We start from the raw sequence: 24,322 nt of genomic DNA on the forward strand, positions 1-24,322 counted from the left end.
CGACGAGCACGTACAGTGCCGTCAGGAGGGTGTTCAGATCGTTCGTCACAAAATGATCATGGACACCCTCCACCCATGCCCAGACCCCGGGCCACTTCACATGACCTTCACGGAATCAGTCATCTAGCGCCAGTCGGAGGGGCCTGGAATCCCGCCATACACAGCAACGCGTGTTTCACATTGCCGTGCGCCGGGGTCGAGGCCAGGATCCGACTGAGTCGGTCTTCGCTGAGCGGTTGCTCGGGCCACACGATATCCAGGAGGTAGTACCTGCCATCCAGGACGAACGTGACCCGGCCGCCGTCGGCGAAGCCCGGAGGCTCGTCAGAACGCGCGTGTACGGCTTGGTGGCCGAGCAGGTCTACGACGAACGCGACGAACTGCTCCTGGCGTTGATCGCCCGACAACCCGGAGTCGAGTAGTTGGCCATATCCGCCGATGAGGTTCAGCATGCTCTCCCGATGTCTGGTCCAGATAGAGGTCGAGGAAATCAACAACGCGGTCGGACGGTATCGGAACGGCGGTTACCGGACGCCTGACGGGCCGACTGATCGCTGTATCGTCGCGACCGTCTCGGCAGGTCAGGGGTTCAACCGGTTTACCTACGTGGTCCTACCAAAGGCAGAGTCGCTAGCGGTGAGTGTAAACGCGAACGGCGACGCCTGGTCGTCGCCGATGAGGTGGCGGAACTCCTCATCAACGGCGATCAGGACATCGTCATCTTCGGTGGCAGGCGGCACAGGGCCACCGGAGAACAGCAAGTTCGTCCAGCGATTCGCCACACGCGACCAGATCACGAGATGAGTCTCGGCGAGGAGGATCCACACCGCCTCGATCTCGTTCGGAAGGTCGGATAGCGGCTCGAGGTGGTGCGCGATCATCGGATCGAGGATCTCCGCGTATATGTAGTCAAACGTGTGCGCGATGAGAACTACGCCAAACTCGATGAGCCCTACCTCCGCCTGTTCGTGGCCGCGCGCCGATTCTGCGCTGGCGAATGCACACCTGTTCTGGTGACAGCCGCGGACCCGGCCTGTGCGCCAGCACTTCACCAGCCGCCCTAACCGAACACCAAACCCAGGGCCGCTAGGCACCCCGACCGTGCAGATCGGCCCGTCACGACACGTCACAACCACCAGAAACCGGTCGCCACCGCCGCCAGCCCGATCACCATTCCCAGCCATGCCCACGATGCGTGCATTGAGCGGCCCGCGCCGCACGACACATGCGAAACAACGACAAACCAGCCGCCGACAAAAGAAAATGTGCAGAACCGCCCAGCTGGGTGACCCGCCTGGAGCAGTTTCCGTGACCCCGTTTCAAACGGGGTCAAAGCCCTGCTCCAGATTTGCTCCACTTACTGAACAGTAACTGAAGCGAAGTCCACAATGGACAAAATTTCGTCGCACCTAAAAACAACGCCCGACCTGCGAAAATCGCAGAGCCGGACGATCTTGAAAACTGTGGAGCTAAGGGGACTCGAACCCCTGACCCCCTCACTGCCAGCGAGGTGGCCTAGACCTTTCTACCTGCACAAACGGAGAACCCGCAGAAAAAACGGTGCCGTTCAGTGCAGTTGACTGCAGCTCGACGCTGTTCAGCGCGCACCTGTGCCCCAGATTTGCCCCGCGGAAAACAGCGTGAAGACCGACCGTCGCACGGTAACTCCTTGCAATCGAACCTCTATCGATTGCTTGAGCGTGGACATGGATAGTCATTGGTGAAGGCTCGACATCGATGGTCGAGGCTTAACCACTGTGAACGATCACGTAATTCCCCGGGCTTGCACTCACGGGACCTCGTGGCCAGTGCCAGTGTTGAAGCGGTCGTCCGTACTCTTCTGAAACCGTGCATGTAGGCGGAGCAGGACTTCGGCATCGAGTGCGGCGTAGGTTTCCTGGCTGTCGGTGAGGGGGCGCCGGGTCCAGTCGCTTGCTTGCTCTCGCTTGTCGAGTTTGACGCCTAGCTCACGCGCGCAGACTTCGCGGAGGCTGTGGCCGGTAGCTGTGCTGCGGAGTTGGCGTGACGTGTCGCGGGTATCCAGCACCCCTTCCAGGGAGTAGCCATACCGGCCGAGGACGTTGCGCTCGAATGTGGCGTTGTGGATCAGCTTTATTGTTTCAGTGCTGGTGAGCAGTTGTCCGAGTGGGGCCAGGTCGGGTACCTCGAGTGCGTCGATGAGATAGGTCGCTTCGCCAGCGGCGATCTGGATTAGGCACAGAGTGCGATCCGTGAGGGTAGTTTCGACGTCGAGGCCGACGATGGGCTCGGACGTCAATGCAGCTACCGCTGCCTCGAGTTGCGGTAGCGCGCGGACCCAGATCAGCGGGCGGTCCTCTTCTCGGCGCAGGAGAGGCAGATCCGCTGGGATTTCCGCAAGCTGACCAACAGCATCCATGTCCTCGCGGGTGAAGGTGCGGACGCCGTCGGGCACGCGGGAAAGGGTGGCCTCGATCCCGGACAACCATCGCCAAGCACCGCCGATGTCGAGCAAGTAGCGCGCCACGACCTCGCGTTCAACCCATGGTGCCATCAGTGGTTGGAACTTACTGAGTCGGTAGTTTGGGAGTGATTGGGCGACTTCCGTCCAAAGTTGGTCGTTCTCCCAGAAGTCGGGTTCCGTGATTTTGGCAAGTGCGTCGAGGAAACTGCGGCGGTCGACAACGCCCTTTATCTTGATCAAGAAGTTGTCCGGGATGACTTTCCAGCCAACGCCCACGGCTTCGAGTGCGTAGCGAAGCGTCGCGTTGATACGTCCTCCGGCGAAGGTCCACCAGCGAATCTCGCCGTCGTCGAACTCCATTCCGCCGCGCTTAGGGTTGACGATTTCTAGCATGGAAGCGCGGTGCTCGGCGAGTACCGCCCATGCCGCGTCGTCAAGGTATGGATAACGGTCGTCGCTCTGGAGCACCGACAGTATGCGCTGGCAGACGTCGAACCCGAGGAACTGTGGGAGAAATCCGCCCCACGTGGGCCGACGACCACGGGGGGCCGGTTCGACGACCAGGCGACGATCGTTGTGCACTAGTCGCAGTGCGGTCCATGCGCGGCCGCCGAGTAGGAAGCTGCTGATGCCTTCGACGAGTCGGTCGACGAAGGCTTGGTTCAGGGAGCCAAGCGGCTGACCGCTGGCGGTTTCCACCGTGTAGGTCTGTGGGCTGGAGAAGACCGCATAGAGTTCCATGAAGTTCTTGCGGCCGAATCGGCGTTCCGCCTTCGGTCCGAGGACCAGTTGGCCGCTGGTGAGCCGTAACGCCCCGTCTCGGAGCATCCAGTTCAGCAGTCGGTCGTATTCGGCTCGGTGAATGCCTTGGAAGTCGGGTACGTGGGCCAGATGTTCCCAGGCGTCGTCGGCCGTGACCCCGCCAGTCGCCAGCGACATCGCGAGCAGTTGATGGATAAGGACCGGCCAGCAACGTTGCTCTACCTCGACGGATTCGACCCAGCCAGTCTTGGCCAGCTCGATCACAGCGATGGCTTGCAGCATGCCCTCGGTCGTCGTGCAGAAGAACGTGGTGTTGGCCGATTGCCCTCCTCGTCGCCCTGTTCGGCCCATGCGTTGCATAAACGAACTCACAGTGTCCGGTGCCTCCGCCTGCAGGACCCGATCGAGGTCGCCGACGTCGATGCCCAGCTCCAGGGTGGAGGTGCACACGATGCAGGTGTCGCTGCCGTGGTGGAAACGCTCTTCGGCGATTTGGCGATCTTCTCGGGACACCGCGCTGTGGTGCACGAACACGGCGATTCCCGCGCGTCTCATGTATTCGGCGACGGCTTCCGTCGTAGCCCGGGATTGGCAGAAGAACAGGCTTTTCTGCCCGCTCGCGACGCGCGCCGCGTCGATGGACAACTCGGCGAGATTCTCCCGGTAGACGACTAGAAGACGTCGGCGGACGGGTTCCTTCAGCGGATCTACGATGCGTCCTGGTCGGTTCGACGTGCCTTGCAGCCAGGTTAGGATCGCTTCCGGGTTGCCCACGGTCGCGGACAGCCCCACGCGCTGAACGTCGTGCTGAGAGATTCGTGCCAGGCGTTCGAGCACACTCAACAAGTGGGCACCCCGGTCCGATCCGGCCAGCGCGTGTACCTCGTCGATGATCACGGTCCGCAGGTCGGCGAACAGCTTATGCTCGTCCACTCGCTGGGACATCAGCATCACTTCGAGTGATTCCGGCGTCGTCATCAGAAGCTCAGCGGGCTCCTGGAGAAACTGGCGGCGGTGGTGGTCGGCGGTGTCCCCGTGCCACACGAACCGACGCAGGCCGACCATATCGGTATAGCGACCGAGTCGATCCTGCTGGTTATTCAGCAGCGCTTTGAGCGGCGCGATGTAGAGTGCACCGACGCCGTCGGGCTCGTTCTCGACCAGCTTGGACAGGGTGGGAAACATCGATGCTTCGGTCTTGCCACCCGCGGTTGGCGCCAAGATGACCGCGTTGTCGCCGGCGAGCAGTGCCTCGCCTGCCTCTTCTTGCACCGGTCGCAGGCTCGACCAACCGAGCCTGGACACGATCGCCTGCTGGAGGCGCGGTGCGAAGCGGGCAAAGACACTCACCACACGTCCTCGGCAGGCACAAGCTGCTCGTGCTCGTCGAAGTCGACGAGCGGAGCGCCGGTGAGGACATGCTGCTCTTCCGGACTGAGTTCCTTGGCCGAGAACCCATACTCGGTCATAGGCTCGTAGTCCACGTGTTCCTCGACCAGGTCGAGCTGGGTGACGAACTCACGTAGGAACTGGCGTGGTACCACGCCGACGTCACCTTTGAACCCCATGGTCACCTCCGTTACCAACTGCTCGACGAAAGCCGTGCTGATCTTCTGATCGAGCCGGCCACGATCCGACGTGGGGAACAGCTCGCGGAGACGAAGAGCGACCGAACGAAGCCGGTCGGCATCGAACGGCACAAGCTCGAGCTGAGCCTGTCGCATGCTCGCGAAGCGGCCTTGTTTCAGAAAACGGATTCGGTCGTGCAAGGGTGCAAGGCCAGCGACGCCGTGCCGTGAATCGAAAAATTCCGGCGTACCGGTGAATATCCATAAAATTCCTGGATATGATCCTGCGGCGTCAGCGATCTGCCGAATCCCGTTGAGCGATTTGTGCCGCGAGTCCGAACGCATGCGAAGAATGGTCTCGGCCTCATCGATGACGATGACGAGCCCGGAGTATCCGGCAGCTTTCACGATTTCGAGCACACCGCGCAGGTAATCCAGCGCATCACGGCTCCCGATGTCGCCCTTGATGCCTGCGGCCTTCTTTGCCGACGCGGCGACGTTGCCGCTGCCGCACAGCCACGACGTCAGCGCACCAGCTTCCGCGACGTCGCCTCGTTGCTTCAGATCGAAAATGGTCTGAATAACGCGCACGAAGTCCTGCGGCGCCTGGCCACCGGTCATCGCCGCGAGGTCTTCGTCGAGGCGTTTGCGAACCTTGGCGTCGAAGGCGGGGTCCGAGTCGTCCTCTCCGGCCGCGATCAGGCTTTCCTCCACACGGCCGATCCAACGGTCGAGGATGTCACCGAGGGCGCCGCGTGGCGCCGACGCGGTGCCGAGCTCGGTCAGCACCTTGCGGTACACGTCGTCGAAGCGGTGGAACCTGAGATCGTTGTCGGAGACCACGACGAAACTGGTCGCGAATCCGCGAGCACGCGCGTCCAAGAGAGCAAGGCGGGCCATGAAGGTCTTGCCACAGCCATAGCCACCACGGAGGAACTTGATGGTGCCCTCGCTATTGTTCGCAAGGTCGAGCTGCCGGTGCAGTTCTCCGCGTTGTTTCTCGATGCCGACGGCAAACGCATCGATTCCTCGTTCCGGCACCAGGCCTTTACGCAATGACTCAAAAACGTGCTCGACGCCTTTGTTGGTCAACGTGCTCATGTGCTTCCCTCGCGTACGTATCGCTTCACTCCAGCCACAATGTCGATGCGCACATCGAAAGGAGCCTTCTGGGCATATTCCTCGAACTTGATGGCAAAGCGCCGCAGGCCACGCGGGCCGCCCAGCATCGCGGTAGCCTCATTTTCGGTCACTGTACCGTGCGCTGCCAGATGTTCGAACACTTGTCGGACACCCGATTCGGGGAATTGCTGGAGCCAGCTTGCATTGCTCGTCGTGGTGGTTGCTGCCTGCGCGGGCGCTGCTGCCGGCATCTCCCGCGTGGCGGTAACAGCGAACCGCGCATCTGGTACGAACGGCTGCACGTTAACTTCGGCGCTCGGGTGATGAAGTTCGACGCGCACCCGCTCGTCGAGCGCGCCGGTGAGGCGGAAGAAGACCTCGAAACGTTTACCGACGGTCGCGACGACCACGCCACCCGAGATCCGCGCGCCGCCACGAGTCTGACCGAGCTCAACGAACACGTTCTCTACATCGTGCACCCTCAACGCGAGCTCGACCTCTGCGGGGCTGCCGAAGTCCAGCGATTGGTCGCCAAGGACATCGACCTTGGCTTCGATGCAATGCATTCCGGCGACGCCCTCGCTAGCCGCGGCGGTGACGCCGTACTGAACGCCGCTGCCGCCGGATGCCGCGCGATGCGCCACGGTCAGCACCGGGATGACCCGTTCCTGCAGACTGTTGCCACCGTGCGCGAAGCTCTTGACCACCCGACCGGTATCGAAAACCGCGGTGGTCTCCGGGAACATCACCTGCCCGGTTGCTCCCTGATAGCCGAGGTCCGCCAGCGCGACCCTCGCCTCTCCTACGTGATCAGCCGGCACCGGCGAGAACACAAACCGCTGGCTCGGATCGATGCGACGGCCATGGGCTTGGGCAGTTGCGCGCGTGTTGTCCAACAGTAGGAAGCCGTGGTCGCTGGTGATGACGAAGCGTCGCACACCCGCGTCGCGCAACGTTCTCCACGCGGCCCGCAGCTTCTGCATGACAACGTCGAACATCGCAGGGCCGACGCCTTTCTCACCAGCGTCGTCGATCTCTCGGCTGTGCACGACGATCAGCCGTGCTTTGGCGATGGAGCGCTTGAGCCAGGCGATATCTCGGCTGACAACCTCGTCGAGGGGAAGCCATGGGCATGTCGCGCCGCCGACCCGGTCGTGCATGGCACGTTTGCGTGTTTCTGGGTCTCGCACGCGGAACTCGCCGGCCTGAAAGCCCTGAATGCCACCGGTATCACCGGCTAGCGAGATCTGCAGCCGACCGTTCTTCTCCACCGGCGCGAGTACATTCATGCCCACTGCGGTCACTGTCGGCAGCTCGGCGAGCCGGGGTTTGATCAGCACAGTAGTGGCCGGCGTGTCGGCTAGTTGGCGATAAAGCTCCTCGCCCATCTCGAACCGCAACGCGTCGACGACGAAGTAGGCGGTGGTGCCGGGTTCTTTGGTCAGTGGCTTGACCACCTCGTCGAAAAGCGTCCGCTGCTGATACGAGGCGCCTGGGAGGAAACCGTGGGTCTTGCAGAGCGTGTTGAACTCCCGTGCCCAGCCGTCAGCCCAGACGCGCCAGGCGTGACGCATCCCGTCGAGACGGCTCCGTAGGGTTTCGAACTCGGGCAGAAGCGGGTAGAGCAGCGCCATCCGAAGCTGCTCAAGCTGCCGATGCGCCTGATCTACGGCTGCGCCACGTTCGACGTAGGTGGCAACAGCAGCTTCGATGCCATTGTGCATGCCTTTGGCAATGCCGATGCGGTCGCCCGCCCGCGCGATCGCCTGACCAAGCCGGGCTGCAGCATGGACGAGCTGCCAAGCGGACTGCCGTGCCGGATCGTCCCGGAGCCAGAACGACGCACCGGCTGGTTCAGGTGCCGTCCGCGGATCAGCCCACTCGGCCGCCTGGTCGAAGTCCGCGCGTTCGAGCGCGACCAACGCGGCCTTGAGGACCTTGTCCTCCTCGAACCGGAACGTGTCGATCTTGCCGAGGTCTTCGGCGCGGGCCGCCTCGACCTCGTCGGCCAGCAACGCCTCGGTCTCGTCGGCCGTTCGCCGATAGAAGTCCGGGTATCGCTCCCTAAGGTGCGCGGCCACCGTCCGGCAGGTCTCGATGATCTGACTCGGCAGGTTCACCGCAGGACCGAGCAGCGCCCCGGCTGGTTCGTGTTTCGGGTCGTGCACGTATTCCACGCACAGCGCCCAGCTCGCCGCCGCGAACGCCACGTCCTCAGCGCGCGGCGGCGTTGGCGGCAGCGTGATGTCACGCCAGTTTTCCGGGAGACCGACCCATGCGGCGAGGCGTTCCCACAGGGCGTTCTCGTCGTCGAGCTGGCCGATGCAGGTGGCAACGAACCCGCCGGTAAGCAGGTCGTCGAATACGGCAGTCGGTTTCATAGCACGTAGCTGAGCCGGGAGACCCCCGCCTGTGTCGTTCAGGAGAGCGCTCAGCCAGGCGTCCGCGCCGGCGAGCGTCAGGTCCGGCTGCGCGGTGAACGCCACGATCTGGTCCGGGCGCACCCGGCTGGCCGCGGCGTCGGTGATCAGCGTGTGCAATGCCTTCCGGTAGCGCGTGCCCGCCGCGTACAGTTCGAACAGCGGCGTCCGACGGACGGTCTCCTCGGTGAACCCGGGCAGATGAACGACCAACGGCGGCTTTTCGGTCCCGGCGGCGACCCCGTCCAACGCCAGCATCAGCGCCAAGTGGCTCCCACGAAACGCATGCACCTCATACGGCAGAGCCCCGGCGGAGCGCAACGCTTGGAGCCGATCAACGAACTCGCTGTACTGCCCAGCCTGGTCCAGCCACATGACCAAGCCCTGCTTACGCACCCACGAACGCAGGTCTTTTTCCAGCGTCGCGGATACCGGGCCGTCGATTCCCGCCGTCGAAGGCGGGGATTCCGCTGCCGTCGTCATGCGTCGTCCTCCGCGCTTTTCCCGAAGTCCTCGTCCGCGAAGAAGATCAGCGGGACGAGCTCGGCGAGGCGTTTCTTGCGGGCTTGCGCCTTCTGCGGATGTTTCGTCTCGAACGCCGCGCGGGCAGCGGGCTCGTCGGGCGCGACGATGCACAGCTCAGCGCCCTGCTTCTCGGCCAGTCGCAGCTCCATGTCCCACAACTCCTCGGCGTGCGCCGACCACAGACCCGCTTCGAGAAGACGCAGTTCATCGATGAGTTTCCGGTTCTTACCCCGCCCCATCCGCCGGATCGCCTCGTTCTCGATGGCCGCGAGGGCGACCTCGGGCTGGTCACGCAGGAACGTTTCGCGGTGCGGGTCGTCGCCGCGGTCACCAATGTCGCGTCCTCCTGGATGGTAGGGCGGCTCCTCGATCCGGAAATCGGGACCGATCTCGTCCTGCAGCCGCAGCTCCCATGCCCACGCGCGCGCCTGGTGGTAACGCCAGAAACAGCCGTGCGCGACGCCAAGGCTGGGGTCGTTCTGGCATTTCTTGTCGACCCTGGTCGGCCAATACCGCACCGCCAGATGGGACCAGTCGTAGTCCTTGCGACCACTCGCGACGGCCAGCTCTTTCCACCACTTCTTCGGGTCTTTCCACTGCGGGTCGAGCAGCGGCCACAACGCGGCGGAGTTGATCATCACCCCGTCGTCGAGATCAGGCGCATACCGTGCGTCCCGCTCACGGGCCGGACACTTGTCGTCGGTCGGCGGCGCACCCCGATCCGCACACTGCTCGACATCGGCGATGAAGGCCCGCAACTCGTCCCGTGCCTTGGCCATCCGAACGTATTGCCGCTCGGCGGCAGTGGCGGCCTTTTTGTCCGCGCCGTCCCGGGCTGCGCGGACATCGGCAAGCTCGCCTTCCAATCGCTTCAGCGTCGGCATGAGATGGTCGGCGAGCAGCACCCGCAACGTCTGCTCATTCATCTGGTGAATATTAACCCACGCCACGAAGGTCTTGCCCGACGAGGACAGCGGCCAATGAATAGGCCGGTTTTCATACATGCCTTTATGGACGTCCTTGAAGAAATCAAGCGCAAGCCAGTCCCGCAGCCCGCGCCTCGTCCCGATCGCCGGACCGTACTCGGCCCAAGCAGTATGCAACGGCGCCGCGGCGGACTCCCCAAGACTGTCCCGCCAATCCGTGGCGTCCAACGTCCGATCAAGAAACAAGATCCCACCCGGCAACACATGGGACAGGTCGGCAGTCGTGGGATTCAACACGCCCTTTCCCTCGGAATCAAAACGTCCAAGAGTCACGCCGAGCGCGAAACTAGCGTGGTCGACGGCGGGTTCAGGATCAAGCTCTTCAACATATTCTGGCAATGGCGTACCCGGTGAACGGTCGATGGCGACTTGGGCCCACTCTTGGACATGACGCCAGGCCGAAGGGCCAGGGCGACGAAACTCGACAGAGGGTTCACGGTGAGATTCATGCGTGACGAATGCCGCCTCGACCTGAGCGAAGATGGCATCAGCGTCCGGCATGGGGAACAGTGGAAGTCGGTTTACGTCACCAACAAGGAAATGCACTCCCGGATTTAGCGACGAAAGAATAAATCGAGCAAAAGATGAGTTCAACAGGCAGACGATAGTTGCCAGATTGTCCTCGCCGGGAAAAACCGATGCGCCCATATGTCCGAAGACCGAACGATACCGATGGGCGCGTGCGCTGAACCCGCTGCCGATGAGAGCGAAGGCAACACCCTTATTGAAGTAGAGACCCTCGTTCTTAACTGTCCGGGAGTACGATCCGTACAACATCTCGTTGAAAACTTTTGCTTCCATGCCAAAGTTAGAGAATCGGACTACATCCCTCGCGTCTTCGAACCACGCCCGCCCTTCTGCTCCTTTAATGTACAAAGCCCACTCTTCGGATGGGCAAGGATTCAGGTCGCCAAGCCCCAGATACACCCGAGACGGCAATAACTCCCATTGCATGCGCAGAAAGCGGGCGTTGTTTTGCGTGGACATCCCATTACGCACAGGGGCGACGTTTGCCAACTTTGCATAGTGTGTGTACACGTTAATAATGTCGTTGGCCCACCAATAGACAAGAGGCCAATCTGGAACGACCTTCAATTTGGCGGGGTCGAAGGTGCATCTCCCGTTGTGACAGAGAACGGCCGCACGCTTTCTGTTTAGTGCCGAAATAGACCGATCGCGTGGTTCGTCCCGAGGTGTTGGAACTAGACCTGCGGCCTGCACGCCCTTCGTTATTCCCCGCAACAGGCAGTACATTGCGATAGTATTATCGCGCATTTGCTCAAAGGAAGACCAGAGAAGATCGACCACGGACTGGACAGAATGTTCTTCCAGTATGCTCCCTCGAAATTCAGCATACTGATTAAGGTACATCCACCCATTCATGGATACTTGCGCAGTATATCCCCCATTGCGCACCAGTTCCAAACCTCGTAGGAGAAATGCTGCATACAGGTCGGCTTTGCCAAGTGGGTACATTGTCTCTACATACGCCGAGTTCGCCATTTTGCTGGTGCCCTGGTATGGCGGGTTGGCCATAACCAGGTCGTACGTTCCTTCGCGGACAAGGCGGATGAAGCGGACGCCTGCAGTGAGTTGTTCGCCGCGTAGCCGGAGGCCTAGGTCGTCGCCGTTGGTGTGTCTGGTTAGGAAGGTTTCCAGGCGGTCGAGCAGGGTGGCCTTGGCTTCGGCACGGCCGATGGTGGTGCGTTTGGGCTGTGGCGTGCCGTCGTCGAACAATGACCCCTGCTCGCTGATCGCCCGGCCGAACGCGGCTTCGTGTTGGGCCAGTGCCTTGTCCACCGCGGCGTCGACCTTGAGCAGGCTGCCTAGATGGTCGGCGCCGCGGAGGGCGTGGATCAGGGTGTCGGTCAGCTCGCCGGGTAGGCCGGTCTCGCGTTCGACCTCGCGGCGCAGTTCGACTAGTGCCGGGTCGTCGTCGGCGAGGCCGGCCAGACGCAGGTTCGACGCGACCAGGTTCAACCGTTCAGGTTGGGCGCCAGGGCAAATTTGTTGGGCCTTGAGCCAGAGGGCCGCCGCCGCGATCTGGATCGCCCGTGGATCAAGATCGATGCCGTGCAGGTTGTGCGACAAGATGCGTTCGATGATCGCCCGGTCGGACCAGCGCTCCGCGTCGGCTTCGCCCCGGTGCCGTGCTTCCTCGCGATAAAGGGGAACAAGCAGGTCCAGCGCCACGACGAGGAAATGGCCTGAGCCTGCTGCTGGGTCGATCAGCTTCAGGTCACGCACGGTGTCGGGTGCTTGTGCCACGGCGTCGTCGGGGATCGGTTGCGGCAGGTAGTAGGCCCAGTGGCGTTCGGCTTCGGTATGCAGCGGCATCAGGTCGGTCAGCTCGACTTCGCCGGACCCGCGCTTGGCCCGCCACTCCGTGCGCCGCTCTTCCAACCGGTCCAGCGTGCCGTCAGCCTGGACTTCCGGGGTCCAGCCGTGTTTGCGGCACATGGCGAGCCACATGGGTCCGAGGCTGTTCTGCAGCCAGTCCACCATATAGCGCTCGGTGAACATCTGGGTTTTGCTGGCGATCTCGTGCGGCTCCACCTTGCCGCCGCCATTGAGCTTGTCGTCGAGGGCTTCACGTTCGGGGTCATTCCAGTACTGGTAGACCCAGCCGAGGGTCATGTCGTCGGTCCAGCAACTGTCCAGCGCATCGTCATTGAGCGCGTCAACCACGTGCCGGAGCGTCGACGCCGGGACTGGAATTAGATCAGCGATACCCGCAGGCCCGTAGAGACCAGGCAGTTCGATGGCGAGGTCTTCGAACGTGAGGCGCAGCAGGAACGCGTAGCCCTCGGTCTCGTCGGCGCGCACCAGGTCTTTGGCGAGGTCGCGGAAGTCTGTGTAGCCGCGGCTTTCCCAGCCGCCGGTCAGCACGGCGGGCGCCCGTAACGGCTTAGTACTGCAACGACACTTCGAGATGTTGTCGGCGGCGGTAGTGGCTGGTTCGGGCTCGGGCTTGGCTGCTTCGTCGCCATCGTGACCAGTGCAGGGCGTGCTGGATTGTGTGGCGAATTGGCGTGGTGACGCGGTTGAGTAGTTTGCGGATTTCGTTGGATGTTAGCGGTATCAGGCCGGGCGTGGAGCCCCTTTTTTCGCGGCGTCCCGGGTGATCACGAGAAACGCCGCGGCAGCCATCGAAAGGGTGATATGCCGGTACCAGGCTTCGTATCTGCGGGCCTGGTAGTGGTCGAGTCCGGTTTCGTTCTTCGCGGTTTGGAAGCTTTCTTCGATCGCCCAGCGGCTTCCGGCAACACGCACCAGTTCTGGCAAATCGGTTTCGGCAGGGCCGAAGCAAATGTAGTAGGAAATCTCGGTCGGGTCGCTGATCGAGCGGCGAGCCAGCAGCCAATGCCCGGCCTCGGGGCAACGCAGGGGCCGGATGTCGACCGCGGCCCAGTCGTAGATCCGCTGGCCGTGGGCGCCATCGCCGCAGGACAGACGCTGCCAGATAGCCGGGTCGATCTCGGCGATGACGGCGTGGGCGCGCCGCTGCCGCAGATCCATGGAAATCACCATCTGCGACTTGGGGACCGCGAGCACGTGTGCGATGTCCTGCGCTTCCAGCCAGAGCCGCAGCCGTCCGACCTGGCCGTAGGCTTCATCGGCGGTGAACCACGCAAACGGAATATTCGCCGCCAGTGCACGTTCCACCATCCGCTGCGCCAGCTCCGGCTTGGTCGCGAAACCGACATCGTCGGGAATGCCGGCGGCAGCGCACCGGTCACGATCGGCGATCCAGTCTTTCGGCAGATACAACTCCCGATCGATCAACGCCCGGCCACGGTCCGACGCATACGCCAAGAACACCCCGATCTGGGAATTCTCGATCCGCCCGGCCGTGCCCGAATACTGGCGTGCCACGCCAGCGGATTTTATGCCCTTCTTCACGAAGCCGGTCTCGTCCGCGATCAAGACTCCGCGTTCGGCGTCGCCGAGAACCTCGACCACCGCGCCCCGCACGTCGTCACGTACCCCATCCGCGTCCCAGGCATAGAAGTTCAGCAGCCGCTGCATACCCTGCGGGCCGGCCTCACCGGCCATCTCCGCCAGCGTCCAACCGTTCTTCCGCTCGACCTCGGCCAGCAGTCCCCGCAGGTAGGACACCATCTGCCGGCGCGGCTCGACCCGCGAAAACCGCGTCGCGAACCGCCCCGCGAACTCAGCGAACCGCGCAGACCAGCCCGTCACCATCTCCAACACACAAGATCAACTACACTATGGACAGCGCTGAGCCTAGCCGACACACCCAGCCAACACGTAACAAAGTGTCGTTGCAGTATTAGAGGTCCTAACAGAATGATCTTGGGTGTGGTTTGATCTTGCCGGAGTGGTGATCGTCTGGCGGGAGGTTGGTGTGGCCCAGCGCAGGCCGTGGGAGGTCGAGGATGGGCTGTGGGAGCTGATCGAGCCGTTGCTGCCCAAGGTCGAGCGGCGTTTCCGCAACCCTGGCCGCAGGCGGCTGGATGACCGCAAAGCGTTGTGCGGGATCCTGTTCGTGCTGTACACGGGCATTCCGTGGGAGTTTCTGCCGCAGGAGATGGGATACGGCTCGGGGATGACCTGTTGGCGGCGGCTGCGCGACTGGCACGATGCGCAGGTGTGGCAGCGTCTGCACGAGCTGCTGCTGGCCAAGCTGAATGCCGCTGGGCTGATCGACTGGTCGCGGGCCGCGGTGGACGGGTCGCACGTTCGCGCGTTAAAGGGGGCCCGAAAACCGGTCCCAGTCCGGTCGATCGGGCCAGGACGGGCTCGAAGCATCATGTGATCACCGAGGGCGGCGGCCTCCCGTTGGCGGTGACGCTGACCGGCGGCAACCGTCACGATGTCACCCAACTGCTCCCGCTGGTCGAGTCGATTCCGCCTGTCCGGGGACGACGTGGGCGGCCCCGCCGTCGCCCTGACGAGATCTACGCCGACCGCGCCTACGACTCCAACAAGCACCGAGACCTGGTGCGCGCGAAGGGGATCGAGCCCCGGTTCGCCCGCAAGGGCACCGAGCACGGTTCCGGGCTGGGCCTGAACCGCTGGGTCGTCGAACAATGCTTCGCGTTGCTGCACTGGTTCCGGCGGCTGCGCTCCGGTGGGAAATCCGCGACGACATCCACGAAGCCTTCCTCAGCATCGGATGCAGCATCATCTGCTGGCGCCGACTCAAGATCAACTCATTGTGTTAGGACCTCTTACCTGAGGGGCCGGGCGCTTCCAGCAGCCGCAGTATGACCAGCCGGTTCAGCAGTGTGTACGCGGCCTGTTTCTCGGCGTCACGGCGGAAATCGTCGGCGGACCGCTTGTCCTTGACCTTTGCGGCGGCTTGTGCACGCATTTGCTCGTCTATCCATGACTTGAGGCGACGTCGCCGGGCGCGCGCGGCTTCGTTCAGGCCCGCATCGCGGATGTACACGTTGAGCCGGTAGGCCGACTCGGTGGCGTCGTGCAGGTCGTCGAGCTCACCGACCGCGAATCGCGGATGGTCAACGGTTCTCCCGTCGTTATCGCCAGGCATTGGTCGAAGGACCGGATCCTCGCCGCCGTCAAGCAGGCCGACACACAGCCGGTGACAACCGGACTGGCACCTGCGGTGCCGGCGTTGACCCCACGCGAACTCGATCTGGTGCGCGAACTGGACTCCGGGTTTTCCTACCAGGAGATCGCCAGGCAACTCGGACTGACCACCGAGACGGTGCGCACCTACTCAAAGTCGCTCTACACCAAGCTGGATGCGCACTCGCGCGGCGAAGCCGTCTTCCGGGCACGGCTACAGGGTCTGCTTTAGCGAACCCCCACAAATGTGGCTGTCGGTCACACTCCAGGAAGTACACCCTGGATGACCGCCGCGGAAATGCCGCAAGTCCACCCCAAAGGAGTGTCGTGCGCCTTGCCAGCTTCGGGCCCTCGCAGATCGAAAGTCCGGGCATCCTGCTCGGTGAGCAGCTACTTGATGTCCGTCGCGCGCTCGCACGGCGCGGACATCACGCTGTCGGCACGCTGACCGATCTGATCTCGTTGCCGTACTGGCGAGAGATCGCCGCCCTGCTCGTCAAGGAGGCCGAAGACGCCGACATGGTGCCGGTGTCCGGCACGCGTATCGGGCCGCCGATACCGCGCCCCGGCCAGGTGATCCTCATGGGCGCCAACACCTATTCCCACGTCAAGGAGTCGGTGGCCATCTCCGGCGGGGTGCCACCCCACCGGCCGATGGCGGTCGGGAAGGCATCCGGGACGGTCGTCGGACCAACCGACGACGTCGTACGACGGCCGGGCGTCGAGACCCTCGACTACGAAGTCGAGCTCGGCGTGGTCATCGGGACCACTGCCCGCGACATCCCCGAGGAGCGGGCGCTGGACGTCGTCGCCGGGGTGACCGTCGTCAACGACATGGCCGACCGTGACCTGCAACGGGCCATCCACGAGGATCAGGACTTCTACCGCAACCCCTACCTCGGGAAAAGCTACGACGGTTTCTGCCCGAGCGGTCCGGCGCTGGTCACCGTGGACGAGTTGGACGATTTCCGGGACCCGGCCGCGATCCGGCTCCGCACCTGGGTGAACGACGAACTCCGCCAGGACTCGGACCTGACGGACCTCGTGTTCGACGTGCCGCGGATCATCTCCTATCTCTCGACGGTGCTGACCCTCATGCCCGGGGATCTCATCTGCACCGGCAGCCCGGCGGGAGTGGCGGCCTTCCGGAAGCCGCCGCGGTACCTGCAGCCCGGTGACCTGGTCCGGACCGACATCACCCGACTCGGCGGCACCGCAAACCGGATCGTCGCCGCCCGTCATCCGACCACCAGCGAAAAAGGAGCTTCTCAATGATGTTGTCAAGCCGCCGTGGTGACGGGTGTGGCTTGGTAGCGGGCTCCGTTTCGGATCATGGCCCACAGGACGTTGACCCGTCGACGGGCGAGGGAGAGCAGTGCTTGTTTGTGGTTTTTCCCCTCGTGTCGCTTGCGCCAGTAGTAGGTGCGGGAGGCGGGGCAGCCTCTGAGGCTGGCCAGTGCGGACAGGTAGAACGCGCGCAGCAGCGTGCGGTTGAACCGTCTGGGGCGGCGCAGGTTGCCGCTGACTCGACCGGAATCGCGTGGTGCGGGTGCGAGGCCGGCGAATCCGGCCAGGCGGTCGGCGCTGCCGAACGCGGCCAGATCGCCGCCGGTGGCGGCGAGGGTGGCGGCGTTGCGGACCTTGCGTGTGGCCAGCCAGGTCTCGATCTGTTTCGCGCCCGCTCGGCGGATCGCGGCCGGGGTCTGGAAACCGGTGAGCAGGACGACCGGGCCCTGGTTGGTCAGGTCGAGCGCGCGTTCCAGGACGGGGAAGATCTCCAGCAGTTGCGCGTGCAGCCGGTTGATCTGCCGGGTTCGGTCGGCCACCAGGTCGGCGCGGCGTGTGGTCAGGATGCGCAAATCGACGGCGCTCTCGTCGCCGGGTCGCAGCTGTCCAAGGTCGTTGCGCATGCGGGCTTGGTCGGCGATGACGAACGCATCCTTGGCGTCGGTTTTGCCTTCCCCGCGGTAGGTGCCGGAGGCGCGGTGCACGGCCAGGCCGGTCAGATAAGTCATCGGCTGGTTGCGGTTGACCAGCAGGGCGATCAGCAGCGCGGCGCCGCCGTGGTTGAGGTCCACCGCCCACAACACGTCCTGCGAGATCTCCAGTACGTCAGCGATCAGTTTCAGCAGCGTGGTCTCGTCGTTGAGCACCCGACGCGACAGCAGCCGCTCGCCCTGGGCGTTGATCACCACGCAGTGGTGACGTTCCTTGCCGACATCCACTCCGGCCCACAGCTCGGGCACCGGCACCTCCACACGCTCGATCGTCATCATTCCCACAGACGACCTCGCCGACGTTGCCCTACACAGCGATCGTTCGCAGTTCTCAATGAGCGGTCGAGTCATCGCGGGGACTCCGGGTGGCCAAGCTCCTTGAGCCATCCGACGGCTCACACCATGCAGCCATGCCCAGAACCCCTGGGTCCACCAAGCCTACGAATGCCGATTCAGACCCAACAAGAAAGGTAGGGCACACCAGTGAGCACACCAACCCTGAACGGGATCCACCACATCCGGATCCCGGTCAGCGACCTCGCCACCAGCCTGAGCTGGTACCAGCGCGTTCTCGACGCGACCCACCGTCCCGAGTACAACCACTACGCCCTCGACGGCACACTCAACGCCTACATCCTCGACATCCCCACCCTGCCGTTGGTCGAGCTACGCTTGGCGCCGCTGACCGCCGCCGGCTGCAAGGGGTTCGACCCACTCATCTTCTCTGTCCCCGGCCGCTCCGACATCGAGGCGTGGATCCGGCACCTTGACGCCGAAGGCGTCGAACACTCCCCTGAACTGCGCGGCCTCCTCGGCTGGACGCTGGTGTTCCTCGATCCCGACGGGCTCGCGCTGCGGGTGTACACCGAAGAGGTCCACGAATGGGATCACGACAAGGCGGACCTGCACTCGCCATGGCTGTACACCTCGCGCGACGCGCAGGCCCCCACTGCCGGGTGAGTGCGCATCCACATCAACGACGGATATAGGCGGAGTGACCGGACCGGTGCGGCCGGTGGTCTGCCGACCTCCACAACGACAACCGGTCAACCACACCCAAGATCTTTAACCGACCCGGTGATGGGGACCACGCGTCGCCTTCCTTGGTCTAAAACAGAAATCGGCCGCGCACATGGGCGTGGCAGCTGAGGCCTGTCCTCGAGGCGGGTCTCGACCGGGAGACCCGCCAACGGTCTGAGGCGGGCCGGCAGCCGTCAGTGGACGCAGGTCGCCGACGCACAGCCGGCATGACGGGCAATGCGTTGGCGGATCTCATTTACCAACGATTGGCTATTTGAGGGACCGTCCGTACCGGCAGGTGATCACATCCGAGCTCACCGTCATGGCTGGGCCGGCCGGCGTCGGCAAGACGACACTGCTCGAGCAAGCCCGAGCAGCCTCCGTCGACGCCGTCAGAGGTGCGTGCGAGCGATCGGCGCGAAAGTGTCGAGGAAACGGCCGACGTCGTCGAAGGTGAAGGCCAGCGGAGGACGAATCTTCAGGACGTTCACACCGATGCCGGTGCCGTTGATGAGAATGTGCTGGTCGCGCAGCGCGTTGATCACCGCTTCGGTCCGGGACCGGTCCGGCGTGGCAGTGTCGCGGTCGGTGACGATCTCGACACCGATATACAAGCCCGCCCCGCGCACCTCGGCGACATGCGCGGATTCCGCGAGGATTTCACGCAGTCCCTCACGTAAGGCCGTGCCGGTGGCCAGGACGCGTTCCGCCACTCGTTCGGTCTCCAGGACGTCGAGCACGGCCGCCGCCGCCGCGATCGGGACCGAGCTGCCCCCGAAGGTGTTGAAATAGCGGACATTCCGGCCGAACTCGTCGGAGACCTCAGGGCGGAACACCACGCCCGACAGGGGGAGCCCGTTGGCCATCGGCTTGCCCATCGTGACGATATCGGGAACCACGTCATGGCGCTGGAAGCCCCACATCGACTCACCGAGCCTGGCGAACCCGGACTGAACCTCATCAGCGATGTAGATCCCGCCGGCGGTGTGTGCTTCGTCGATCATGACCTGGAGGTAGCCGACCGGATCGGTGAAGATTCCGTCGCTTGTGTGCGCGTTGTCGGTGATCAGCGCGGCCAGCCCGGATCCGTGGCGCTCCAGGTCGGCGATCGCCCCTCGCACCTGTTCCCGCATGTACTCGGCCAATGTTGTGCCCGCGGGTACCCGTCGCGGATCCGGCGGTTCGATCAGCCGCACGTTCGGGCCCAGCGGAGAGCCCGTTCCCAGGTGCGGGGAGAAAGACGCGGTCTCGCGCGTGATCCCGTGATAGGCGTAGCGAGTGACCACAATGCCCTCGTGGCCCGTGTGGAATCGGGCGACCCGGACCGCGAGATCGTTGGCCTCTGAACCCGAGCACGCGAACGTCACCCGGGACAGCTCCACCGGGAAGGTCGCCACCAGCCGTTCGGCGTATTCGACCAGGTCGTTCTGCACATACCGGGTGTTGGTATTCAGCGTCGCCATCTGCCGGTCCACCGCCTCCACCACATGAGGATGGCAGTGGCCGACACACGGCACGTTGTTGTACGCGTCGAGGAAGTCGTTGCCCTCCGCGTCGAACAGGTGGGCTCCGCGGCCTGACACGAACCCGACCGGCTCCCGGTAGATCAGCGAGTAGCCCGGCCCCAGCACGTTCATCCGCCGCTCGATCGTCGATCGCAGTTCCGGGGCCAGTTCGGCCAGCGATCCTGGATCGAACCGATTCGGATAGTTCGCCAGTGCCCGGCCCATGGTGAAGGTCATCGAAACCACCTCGGGACTAAGTTTCAGTTTCAGTCAGAAACTTTATCCAGACCAGCACCAAAAGGCAATGTTCTTCCTCCATACAGGCTGGAACTGAGACAAAACACTCGTTAAGGTTGTCCGATGAGTTCGCCGACCGCCCGTGACCACAACACGGCCAGCGTGCTCGGGGTGGTTCTTGCCGGGGCCCCGATCACCCGCAACCAGGTCATGGCGTCGACCGGGCTGAGCAAGGCCACCGTCTCCCGTGCCGTGGAGGAACTGCGCATCGCGGGCCTGGTTGTCGACGGCGAAGTGGACAGCGTGGCCGGCCGTGGTCGCCGGTCGACCTATCTCGACCTGGCGCGCAGCGCTGGGCATGTGGCCGGCGTCAGCTTCGGGGTACAGGACACCCGTCTGCTGGTCACCGACCTGCGGGGCCGGGCGATCACCAAGGAGTCGCACGCCACGCCCGGTCTGGCTTCCGCGGCGGAGGCCGGGGCCTGGCTGGCGCGGCACGTACGCCGGGTGAGTGCGGCCGCCGATGGCGCCCTCCGCCAGGTCGTGGTCGCGGTCCCGGCCACCGTGCGGGCAGGCGCCGAGGTCGTGCGCCCCCCGGATGCGCTCGGCTTCCTCGCCGGGACGGCGCTGCACGACACCATGCAGCGCAAGTTCGAAGCACCGGTCAGCTTCGACAGCGACGCCAACGCGGCGTTACTCGGAACGCTCGCCGAGGAGGACCTCGGCGAGCGGGGAGATGCCGTCCTGTTCAGCGTCAGCAGCGTCTTCACGGCCGCGGCCTGCGTCGACCGGCAACTGGTGCGCGGACATACCGCGGCCTTCGGAGAGCTCGGTGTTTTGCGGGCCGGTGTCGGCGATGAGACCCTCGGCCGGCTACTGAGCAGCAGGGGATTTCTCGACTTCGCTCGCCAGCGAGGCTTACGGCTCCGGCGGATCGAGCACGCCTGGACCCGCACCCTGCCGGGGAGCGAAGCGGTTGTGGCTGCGTTCACCTCGGCCGTCATCACCGCGGTCGGCGTCGTCGCCGTGACACTCGACCCCGCCATCGTCTTCTTCACCGGTCGTCTCGCGCCGCTCGTGGAAAAGGTGCTGCCCGAAGTTCGCGACGCACTGGCATCCGCACTGCCGGTCGTGCCGGCCATCGTAACCTCCAGCACGCGTGAGCTCGGCCTGTCGACGATCCGGGGCGCCGCCGAAGCCGGGCTCCGCGCCGCCCACCGGCAATTGCGCGACCACGTGCTGACCGTGCGCTCGAAGCGGCTTTACGCCGAAGCCGATGGGCTGGCCGGGCCATACCTTTCATAAAACGCACGCCCTCGGGGCGACTTCAGCCATTCCGTGGCCATCGCCAGTAATGCGGCCTCGTTGGGAACCGCGAGGCTCAGGCCGGTCGCGTCCTCCACTGCCTTCAGCCGGTTCCGGATGGTGTTGCGATGCCGGTAGGTCTGCTCGGCCACCGCTGCCACCGATCCGAGTTCGAGAAAACTGCACAGCGTTTCGATGATGCTGTCGCACTCACGGAGTTTCATCAACGGAGTAAGGACCTCCCCGGCCATGAGGCCCGCGAGTTCCTCGTTGCCCGACATGATGGCGCCGACCCAATGGGACTTGATGGGGCGGATACCGGACTCGACGCTGCTCCGCATCGCGGCGCGAGCCAGCCGTACTCCGGCGGCGGTGTTCCCGAGCCCGGTGATTTCCGCGGTCCCGCAACGCCAGTCGTCCAGTGGCCGGAGCATGCGGTGAATGGCGCGACCGGGTTGACGTCCGCTGTTCACGATTCCCAGTAACTCGTCGCCGAGATATCCGAAATGAAAGGGGAGGCTGGCCTGCTGGAGCGCGTTGCGACATTTCGTGAGGGCGTGATGCTGAATCGGCACTCCGGCGGCCACGACGACGGTGAAGCTGCCGTGCGCCGCCATGCCCAGAGCGGCCGAAGCCTCGGCGACGACAGCGTCGTCGTGTTCTCCCTCCAGGATCAGGCGCTCGAACGCACGCCTGCGGATCTCGAAGCGGTGACTGTCCAAATGGGCCTGCGTACGCCGGTATGCGTCGACGACTTCGATGTTGTTGGCATCGATCGCTTCCCAGGCCACCAGAAGGCCATCGAGAAAATTGTGTCCGTCGGCAAGGCCCCGGCTGCGTCCCTCCTCGATGATCGCCTCCCACACGGTGTGGAGGTCCAATTGAAACGAACGAACTACCGCGGGTAGCGGAAAGCCTTGTTCGGCTCGCTGCCGGCCGACGTCTGCCGTGGCTTGCGCGACTTCGGAGGGCACCGCTTCGCCCGCGAGCCGGGTGAGTGCCAGCCGGAGTGTCCTACGCATGCCCGCCAGTTTCTGCCCCGGCTCGGTTTCGATCATCCCCGCATAAGCGGGCTCCTCCCGATCGAGGCGGGCTTGAGCAGTGACGGCCAGTTCGTCAAGGCGCTCGGTGAGCAGCATTTTGGCGATCGAGCGGACCGCCTCGTCTTGACGGCCTCGGCTCCAGTCGTCGGCTGATGTCCTCATGACCACACCCCTCGTCCGTGGGCCCACGATCTGTGCGGATTGTGCATGCGCACAATAATAGGCGTGTCATCGCAGGTCAAAGCTCCATTGACCCTTCCTGGTCGGCGCTGATTGACTAGTCGAAATCCACCCGTGAAGAGACGGTGATCACATGAGCGTATCGCCCACGGCAGAAGCAGCGGAGCCGCAGCGGAGTCGGCCGGCCACGGAAAGTGGCCTGAGCAAGAATAGCATCGGCGTCACCGGCATTGTGTTCTTCGTGGTCGCCGCCGCCGCACCGCTGACCGTTGTCATCGCGCTTTACCCGCTCATTATCGGTAGTGGCAACGGCATCGGAATCGCCGGCGCGTTCCTCGCGATAGCGATCGTGCTACTGGTCTTTTCGGTCGGGTACGTCGCCATGAGCAGGCACGTGACCAACGCCGGCGCCTTCTATGCCTACGTCACGCTGGGGTTGGGCCGCTCCCCCGGTCTCGGGGCCGCCAGCCTGGCGGTTTTCGGCTACAACGCCATCCAGCTCGGGCTGTACGGTGGCATCGGCTATTACGCACACGACCTGGTGAAGGACTGGGCCGGCATCGACGTGCCGTGGTGGCTGTACTCATTCCTGGCCATGCTGATATGCCTTGTGCTGGGTGTGAATCGTATTCACTCCGGTGCCCGTGTCCTGGGCGCGCTGCTAACACTGGAAACCGCGGTCATCATCGTCCTGAACGTGGCGATCCTGTTCAATTCCGACACACCAGTCGGCAAATTCTCCTTTCAGCCATTCGCGCCGTCGACAATTTTCGCCGGGGCGGTCGGGGTCGCTCTCATGTTCGCCCACGCTTCCTTTATCGGCTTCGAAGGTACCGCGATCTACGGTGAAGAAGCCCGGGATCCGAAGCGGACCGTGCCCCGCGCCACCTATATTTCGGTGATCTTCATGGGCGTGTTCTACGCGATTACCTCCTGGCTGATCGTGAACGCCCTGGGCGTCGACAACGCGGTGTCCGTGGCGAAGGAACAGTCGGGAAATCTGGTGTTCGCCGTCAGTGACCGCGTGCTGCCGGCCGTGCTGACCGGAGTGATCCACATTCTGATCATCACCAGCATGTTCGCGGCACTGCTGACCTTTCACAACAATGTCGCACGCTACCTGTTTTCACTGGCCCGCCAGGGTGCGCTGCCCGCTTTCCTCGGCCGGACCCACGTCAAGCGCCAGTCACCGCACGTGGCATGTGTGGTCCAGACCATTATGGTGGGTGTGGTCGTCGCCGTGTTCGCCTTGGCCCGCCTCGACCCGTACACCACGTTGTTCTCCTGGATGACCGGGATCGGCGCGGTGGCCATCATTCTGCTGCAGTTCGTCGCGAGCATCGCGGTCTTCGTGTTCTTCCGCCGCAACAATCTCGACAAGCGCGTGTGGAACACCGTGATCGCGCCCCTGCTGGGCATGGCCGGGCTGGCACCGATTCTCTATTTCGCGCTCAGCCAGGTCGACGTCCTGCTGGGCACCGGTGGCTGGCTCGCGACGCTACTGGTCGGTCTGGTGTTCGCGTCCCTGCTCGGCGGCATCGCATGGGGGCTCGTCCTTCGTAAGGCCAGGCCGGAGGCCTATTCACGGCTGCTCAGCGACGTCGGCCGATAGCGCCGGTCCCGCTGTGCGCGGGCACAGACAGCCCTTCAACT

The 24,322-nt window shown here is 63.9% G+C and carries 16 protein-coding genes and 1 pseudogene; 6 read left to right on the plus strand and 11 right to left on the minus strand.

Going from position 1 to position 24,322, the window contains the following annotated elements; all coding sequences use genetic code 11:
- Positions 1–119: 119 nt before the first annotated feature.
- The 7 genes from GKO32_RS26030 to GKO32_RS26060 form a co-directional block, all read right to left on the minus strand.
- Positions 120–452 (minus strand): hypothetical protein, encoded by a 333-nt coding sequence (locus GKO32_RS26030; RefSeq protein WP_154759539.1) that lies wholly within the window; start codon positions 450–452, stop codon positions 120–122.
- Positions 453–602: 150 nt separating this feature from the next.
- A complete protein-coding gene (locus GKO32_RS26035; protein ID WP_154759540.1) occupies positions 603–881 on the minus strand; it encodes a hypothetical protein in 279 nt (92 codons plus the stop codon).
- A 908-nt stretch (positions 882–1,789) separates the two neighbouring features.
- The gene (locus GKO32_RS26040; protein ID WP_208024544.1) at positions 1,790–4,555 is read right to left on the minus strand and encodes a DEAD/DEAH box helicase; all 2,766 of its coding nucleotides are present in this window, start codon (positions 4,553–4,555) and stop codon (positions 1,790–1,792) included.
- Entirely contained in the window at positions 4,552–5,874 is a 1,323-nt protein-coding gene (gene brxD / locus GKO32_RS26045; RefSeq protein WP_154759541.1) for a BREX system ATP-binding protein BrxD, read from the minus strand. Before brxD ends, GKO32_RS26040 begins: the two co-directional genes overlap by 4 nt.
- Positions 5,871–8,798: a BREX-6 system phosphatase PglZ gene (gene pglZ, locus GKO32_RS26050; RefSeq protein ID WP_154759542.1), complete on the minus strand. Its 2,928-nt coding sequence runs from the start codon at positions 8,796–8,798 to the stop codon at positions 5,871–5,873. Before pglZ ends, brxD begins: the two co-directional genes overlap by 4 nt.
- Complete coding sequence (gene pglX, locus GKO32_RS26055; protein WP_312868558.1) at positions 8,795–12,760, minus strand: BREX-6 system adenine-specific DNA-methyltransferase PglX; 3,966 nt, start codon at positions 12,758–12,760, stop codon at positions 8,795–8,797. The genes pglZ and pglX overlap by 4 nt, the downstream gene beginning before the upstream one ends.
- A gap of 147 nt (positions 12,761–12,907) precedes the next feature.
- On the minus strand, positions 12,908–14,032 hold the full coding sequence (locus tag GKO32_RS26060; protein WP_154759582.1) for an IS701 family transposase: 1,125 nt from the start codon (positions 14,030–14,032) through the stop codon (positions 12,908–12,910).
- A gap of 163 nt (positions 14,033–14,195) precedes the next feature.
- Between GKO32_RS26060 and GKO32_RS26065 the strand changes: the two are divergent.
- Positions 14,196–15,015, plus strand: a pseudogene (locus GKO32_RS26065) (IS5 family transposase).
- Here GKO32_RS26065 and GKO32_RS26070 read toward each other — a convergent pair.
- Positions 15,012–15,344 (minus strand): hypothetical protein, encoded by a 333-nt coding sequence (locus GKO32_RS26070; RefSeq protein WP_166459734.1) that lies wholly within the window; start codon positions 15,342–15,344, stop codon positions 15,012–15,014. The pseudogene GKO32_RS26065 and the gene GKO32_RS26070 overlap by 4 nt on opposite strands.
- 51 nt (positions 15,345–15,395) lie before the next feature.
- Between GKO32_RS26070 and GKO32_RS38175 the strand changes: the two genes are divergently transcribed.
- Both GKO32_RS38175 and GKO32_RS26080 read left to right on the plus strand, forming a co-directional pair.
- Positions 15,396–15,614: a response regulator transcription factor gene (locus GKO32_RS38175; protein ID WP_166459735.1), complete on the plus strand. Its 219-nt coding sequence runs from the start codon at positions 15,396–15,398 to the stop codon at positions 15,612–15,614.
- A gap of 95 nt (positions 15,615–15,709) precedes the next feature.
- A complete protein-coding gene (locus tag GKO32_RS26080) occupies positions 15,710–16,657 on the plus strand; it encodes a fumarylacetoacetate hydrolase family protein (protein ID WP_154759545.1) in 948 nt (315 codons plus the stop codon).
- A gap of 5 nt (positions 16,658–16,662) precedes the next feature.
- Here the strand turns inward: GKO32_RS26080 and GKO32_RS26085 are convergent, their stop codons facing one another.
- Positions 16,663–17,655 (minus strand): IS110 family transposase, encoded by a 993-nt coding sequence (locus GKO32_RS26085; protein ID WP_154759583.1) that lies wholly within the window; start codon positions 17,653–17,655, stop codon positions 16,663–16,665.
- 207 nt (positions 17,656–17,862) lie between these two features.
- Here GKO32_RS26085 and GKO32_RS26090 point away from each other — a divergent pair, with 207 nt between their 5' ends.
- Complete coding sequence (locus GKO32_RS26090; RefSeq protein ID WP_208024546.1) at positions 17,863–18,339, plus strand: VOC family protein; 477 nt, start codon at positions 17,863–17,865, stop codon at positions 18,337–18,339.
- 452 nt (positions 18,340–18,791) lie between these two features.
- Here the strand turns inward: GKO32_RS26090 and GKO32_RS26095 are convergent, their stop codons facing one another.
- Positions 18,792–20,141 (minus strand): aspartate aminotransferase family protein, encoded by a 1,350-nt coding sequence (locus tag GKO32_RS26095; RefSeq protein ID WP_154759546.1) that lies wholly within the window; start codon positions 20,139–20,141, stop codon positions 18,792–18,794.
- Between the two features lie 123 nt (positions 20,142–20,264).
- Here GKO32_RS26095 and GKO32_RS26100 point away from each other — a divergent pair, with 123 nt between their 5' ends.
- Positions 20,265–21,446: an ROK family transcriptional regulator gene (locus GKO32_RS26100; RefSeq protein WP_154759547.1), complete on the plus strand. Its 1,182-nt coding sequence runs from the start codon at positions 20,265–20,267 to the stop codon at positions 21,444–21,446.
- Here the strand turns inward: GKO32_RS26100 and GKO32_RS26105 are convergent.
- On the minus strand, positions 21,404–22,651 hold the full coding sequence (locus GKO32_RS26105) for an RsbRD N-terminal domain-containing protein (protein WP_154759548.1): 1,248 nt from the start codon (positions 22,649–22,651) through the stop codon (positions 21,404–21,406). The two genes, GKO32_RS26100 and GKO32_RS26105, sit on opposite strands and share 43 nt — an antisense overlap.
- Positions 22,652–22,802: 151 nt before the next feature.
- On the opposite strand from GKO32_RS26105, the gene GKO32_RS26110 reads away from it, so the two are divergent.
- Positions 22,803–24,281, plus strand: a complete 1,479-nt coding sequence (locus GKO32_RS26110) for an APC family permease (RefSeq protein ID WP_154759549.1) — start codon at positions 22,803–22,805, stop codon at positions 24,279–24,281.
- Positions 24,282–24,322: the final 41 nt, after the last annotated feature.

Source organism: Amycolatopsis pithecellobii, assembly GCF_009707865.1.
Classification (GTDB): domain Bacteria; phylum Actinomycetota; class Actinomycetes; order Mycobacteriales; family Pseudonocardiaceae; genus Amycolatopsis_E; species Amycolatopsis_E pithecellobii.

Bases quoted from the DNA above. Each gene is read 5' to 3' on its own strand.
- GKO32_RS26105 (WP_154759548.1), bottom strand. From the start codon at position 22,651: ATGAGGACATCAGCCGACGACTGGAGCCGAGGCCGTCAAGACGAGGCG.
- GKO32_RS26085 (WP_154759583.1), bottom strand. From the start codon at position 17,655: ATGACGATCGAGCGTGTGGAGGTGCCGGTGCCCGAGCTGTGGGCCGGA.
- brxD (WP_154759541.1), bottom strand. From the start codon at position 5,874: ATGAGCACGTTGACCAACAAAGGCGTCGAGCACGTTTTTGAGTCATTG.
- GKO32_RS26030 (WP_154759539.1), bottom strand. From the start codon at position 452: ATGCTGAACCTCATCGGCGGATATGGCCAACTACTCGACTCCGGGTTG.
- GKO32_RS26110 (WP_154759549.1), top strand. From the start codon at position 22,803: ATGAGCGTATCGCCCACGGCAGAAGCAGCGGAGCCGCAGCGGAGTCGG.
- GKO32_RS26035 (WP_154759540.1), bottom strand. From the start codon at position 881: ATGATCGCGCACCACCTCGAGCCGCTATCCGACCTTCCGAACGAGATC.
- pglZ (WP_154759542.1), bottom strand. From the start codon at position 8,798: ATGACGACGGCAGCGGAATCCCCGCCTTCGACGGCGGGAATCGACGGC.
- GKO32_RS26070 (WP_166459734.1), bottom strand. From the start codon at position 15,344: ATGCCTGGCGATAACGACGGGAGAACCGTTGACCATCCGCGATTCGCG.
- GKO32_RS26100 (WP_154759547.1), top strand. From the start codon at position 20,265: ATGAGTTCGCCGACCGCCCGTGACCACAACACGGCCAGCGTGCTCGGG.
- GKO32_RS26095 (WP_154759546.1), bottom strand. From the start codon at position 20,141: ATGACCTTCACCATGGGCCGGGCACTGGCGAACTATCCGAATCGGTTC.
- GKO32_RS26060 (WP_154759582.1), bottom strand. From the start codon at position 14,032: ATGGTGACGGGCTGGTCTGCGCGGTTCGCTGAGTTCGCGGGGCGGTTC.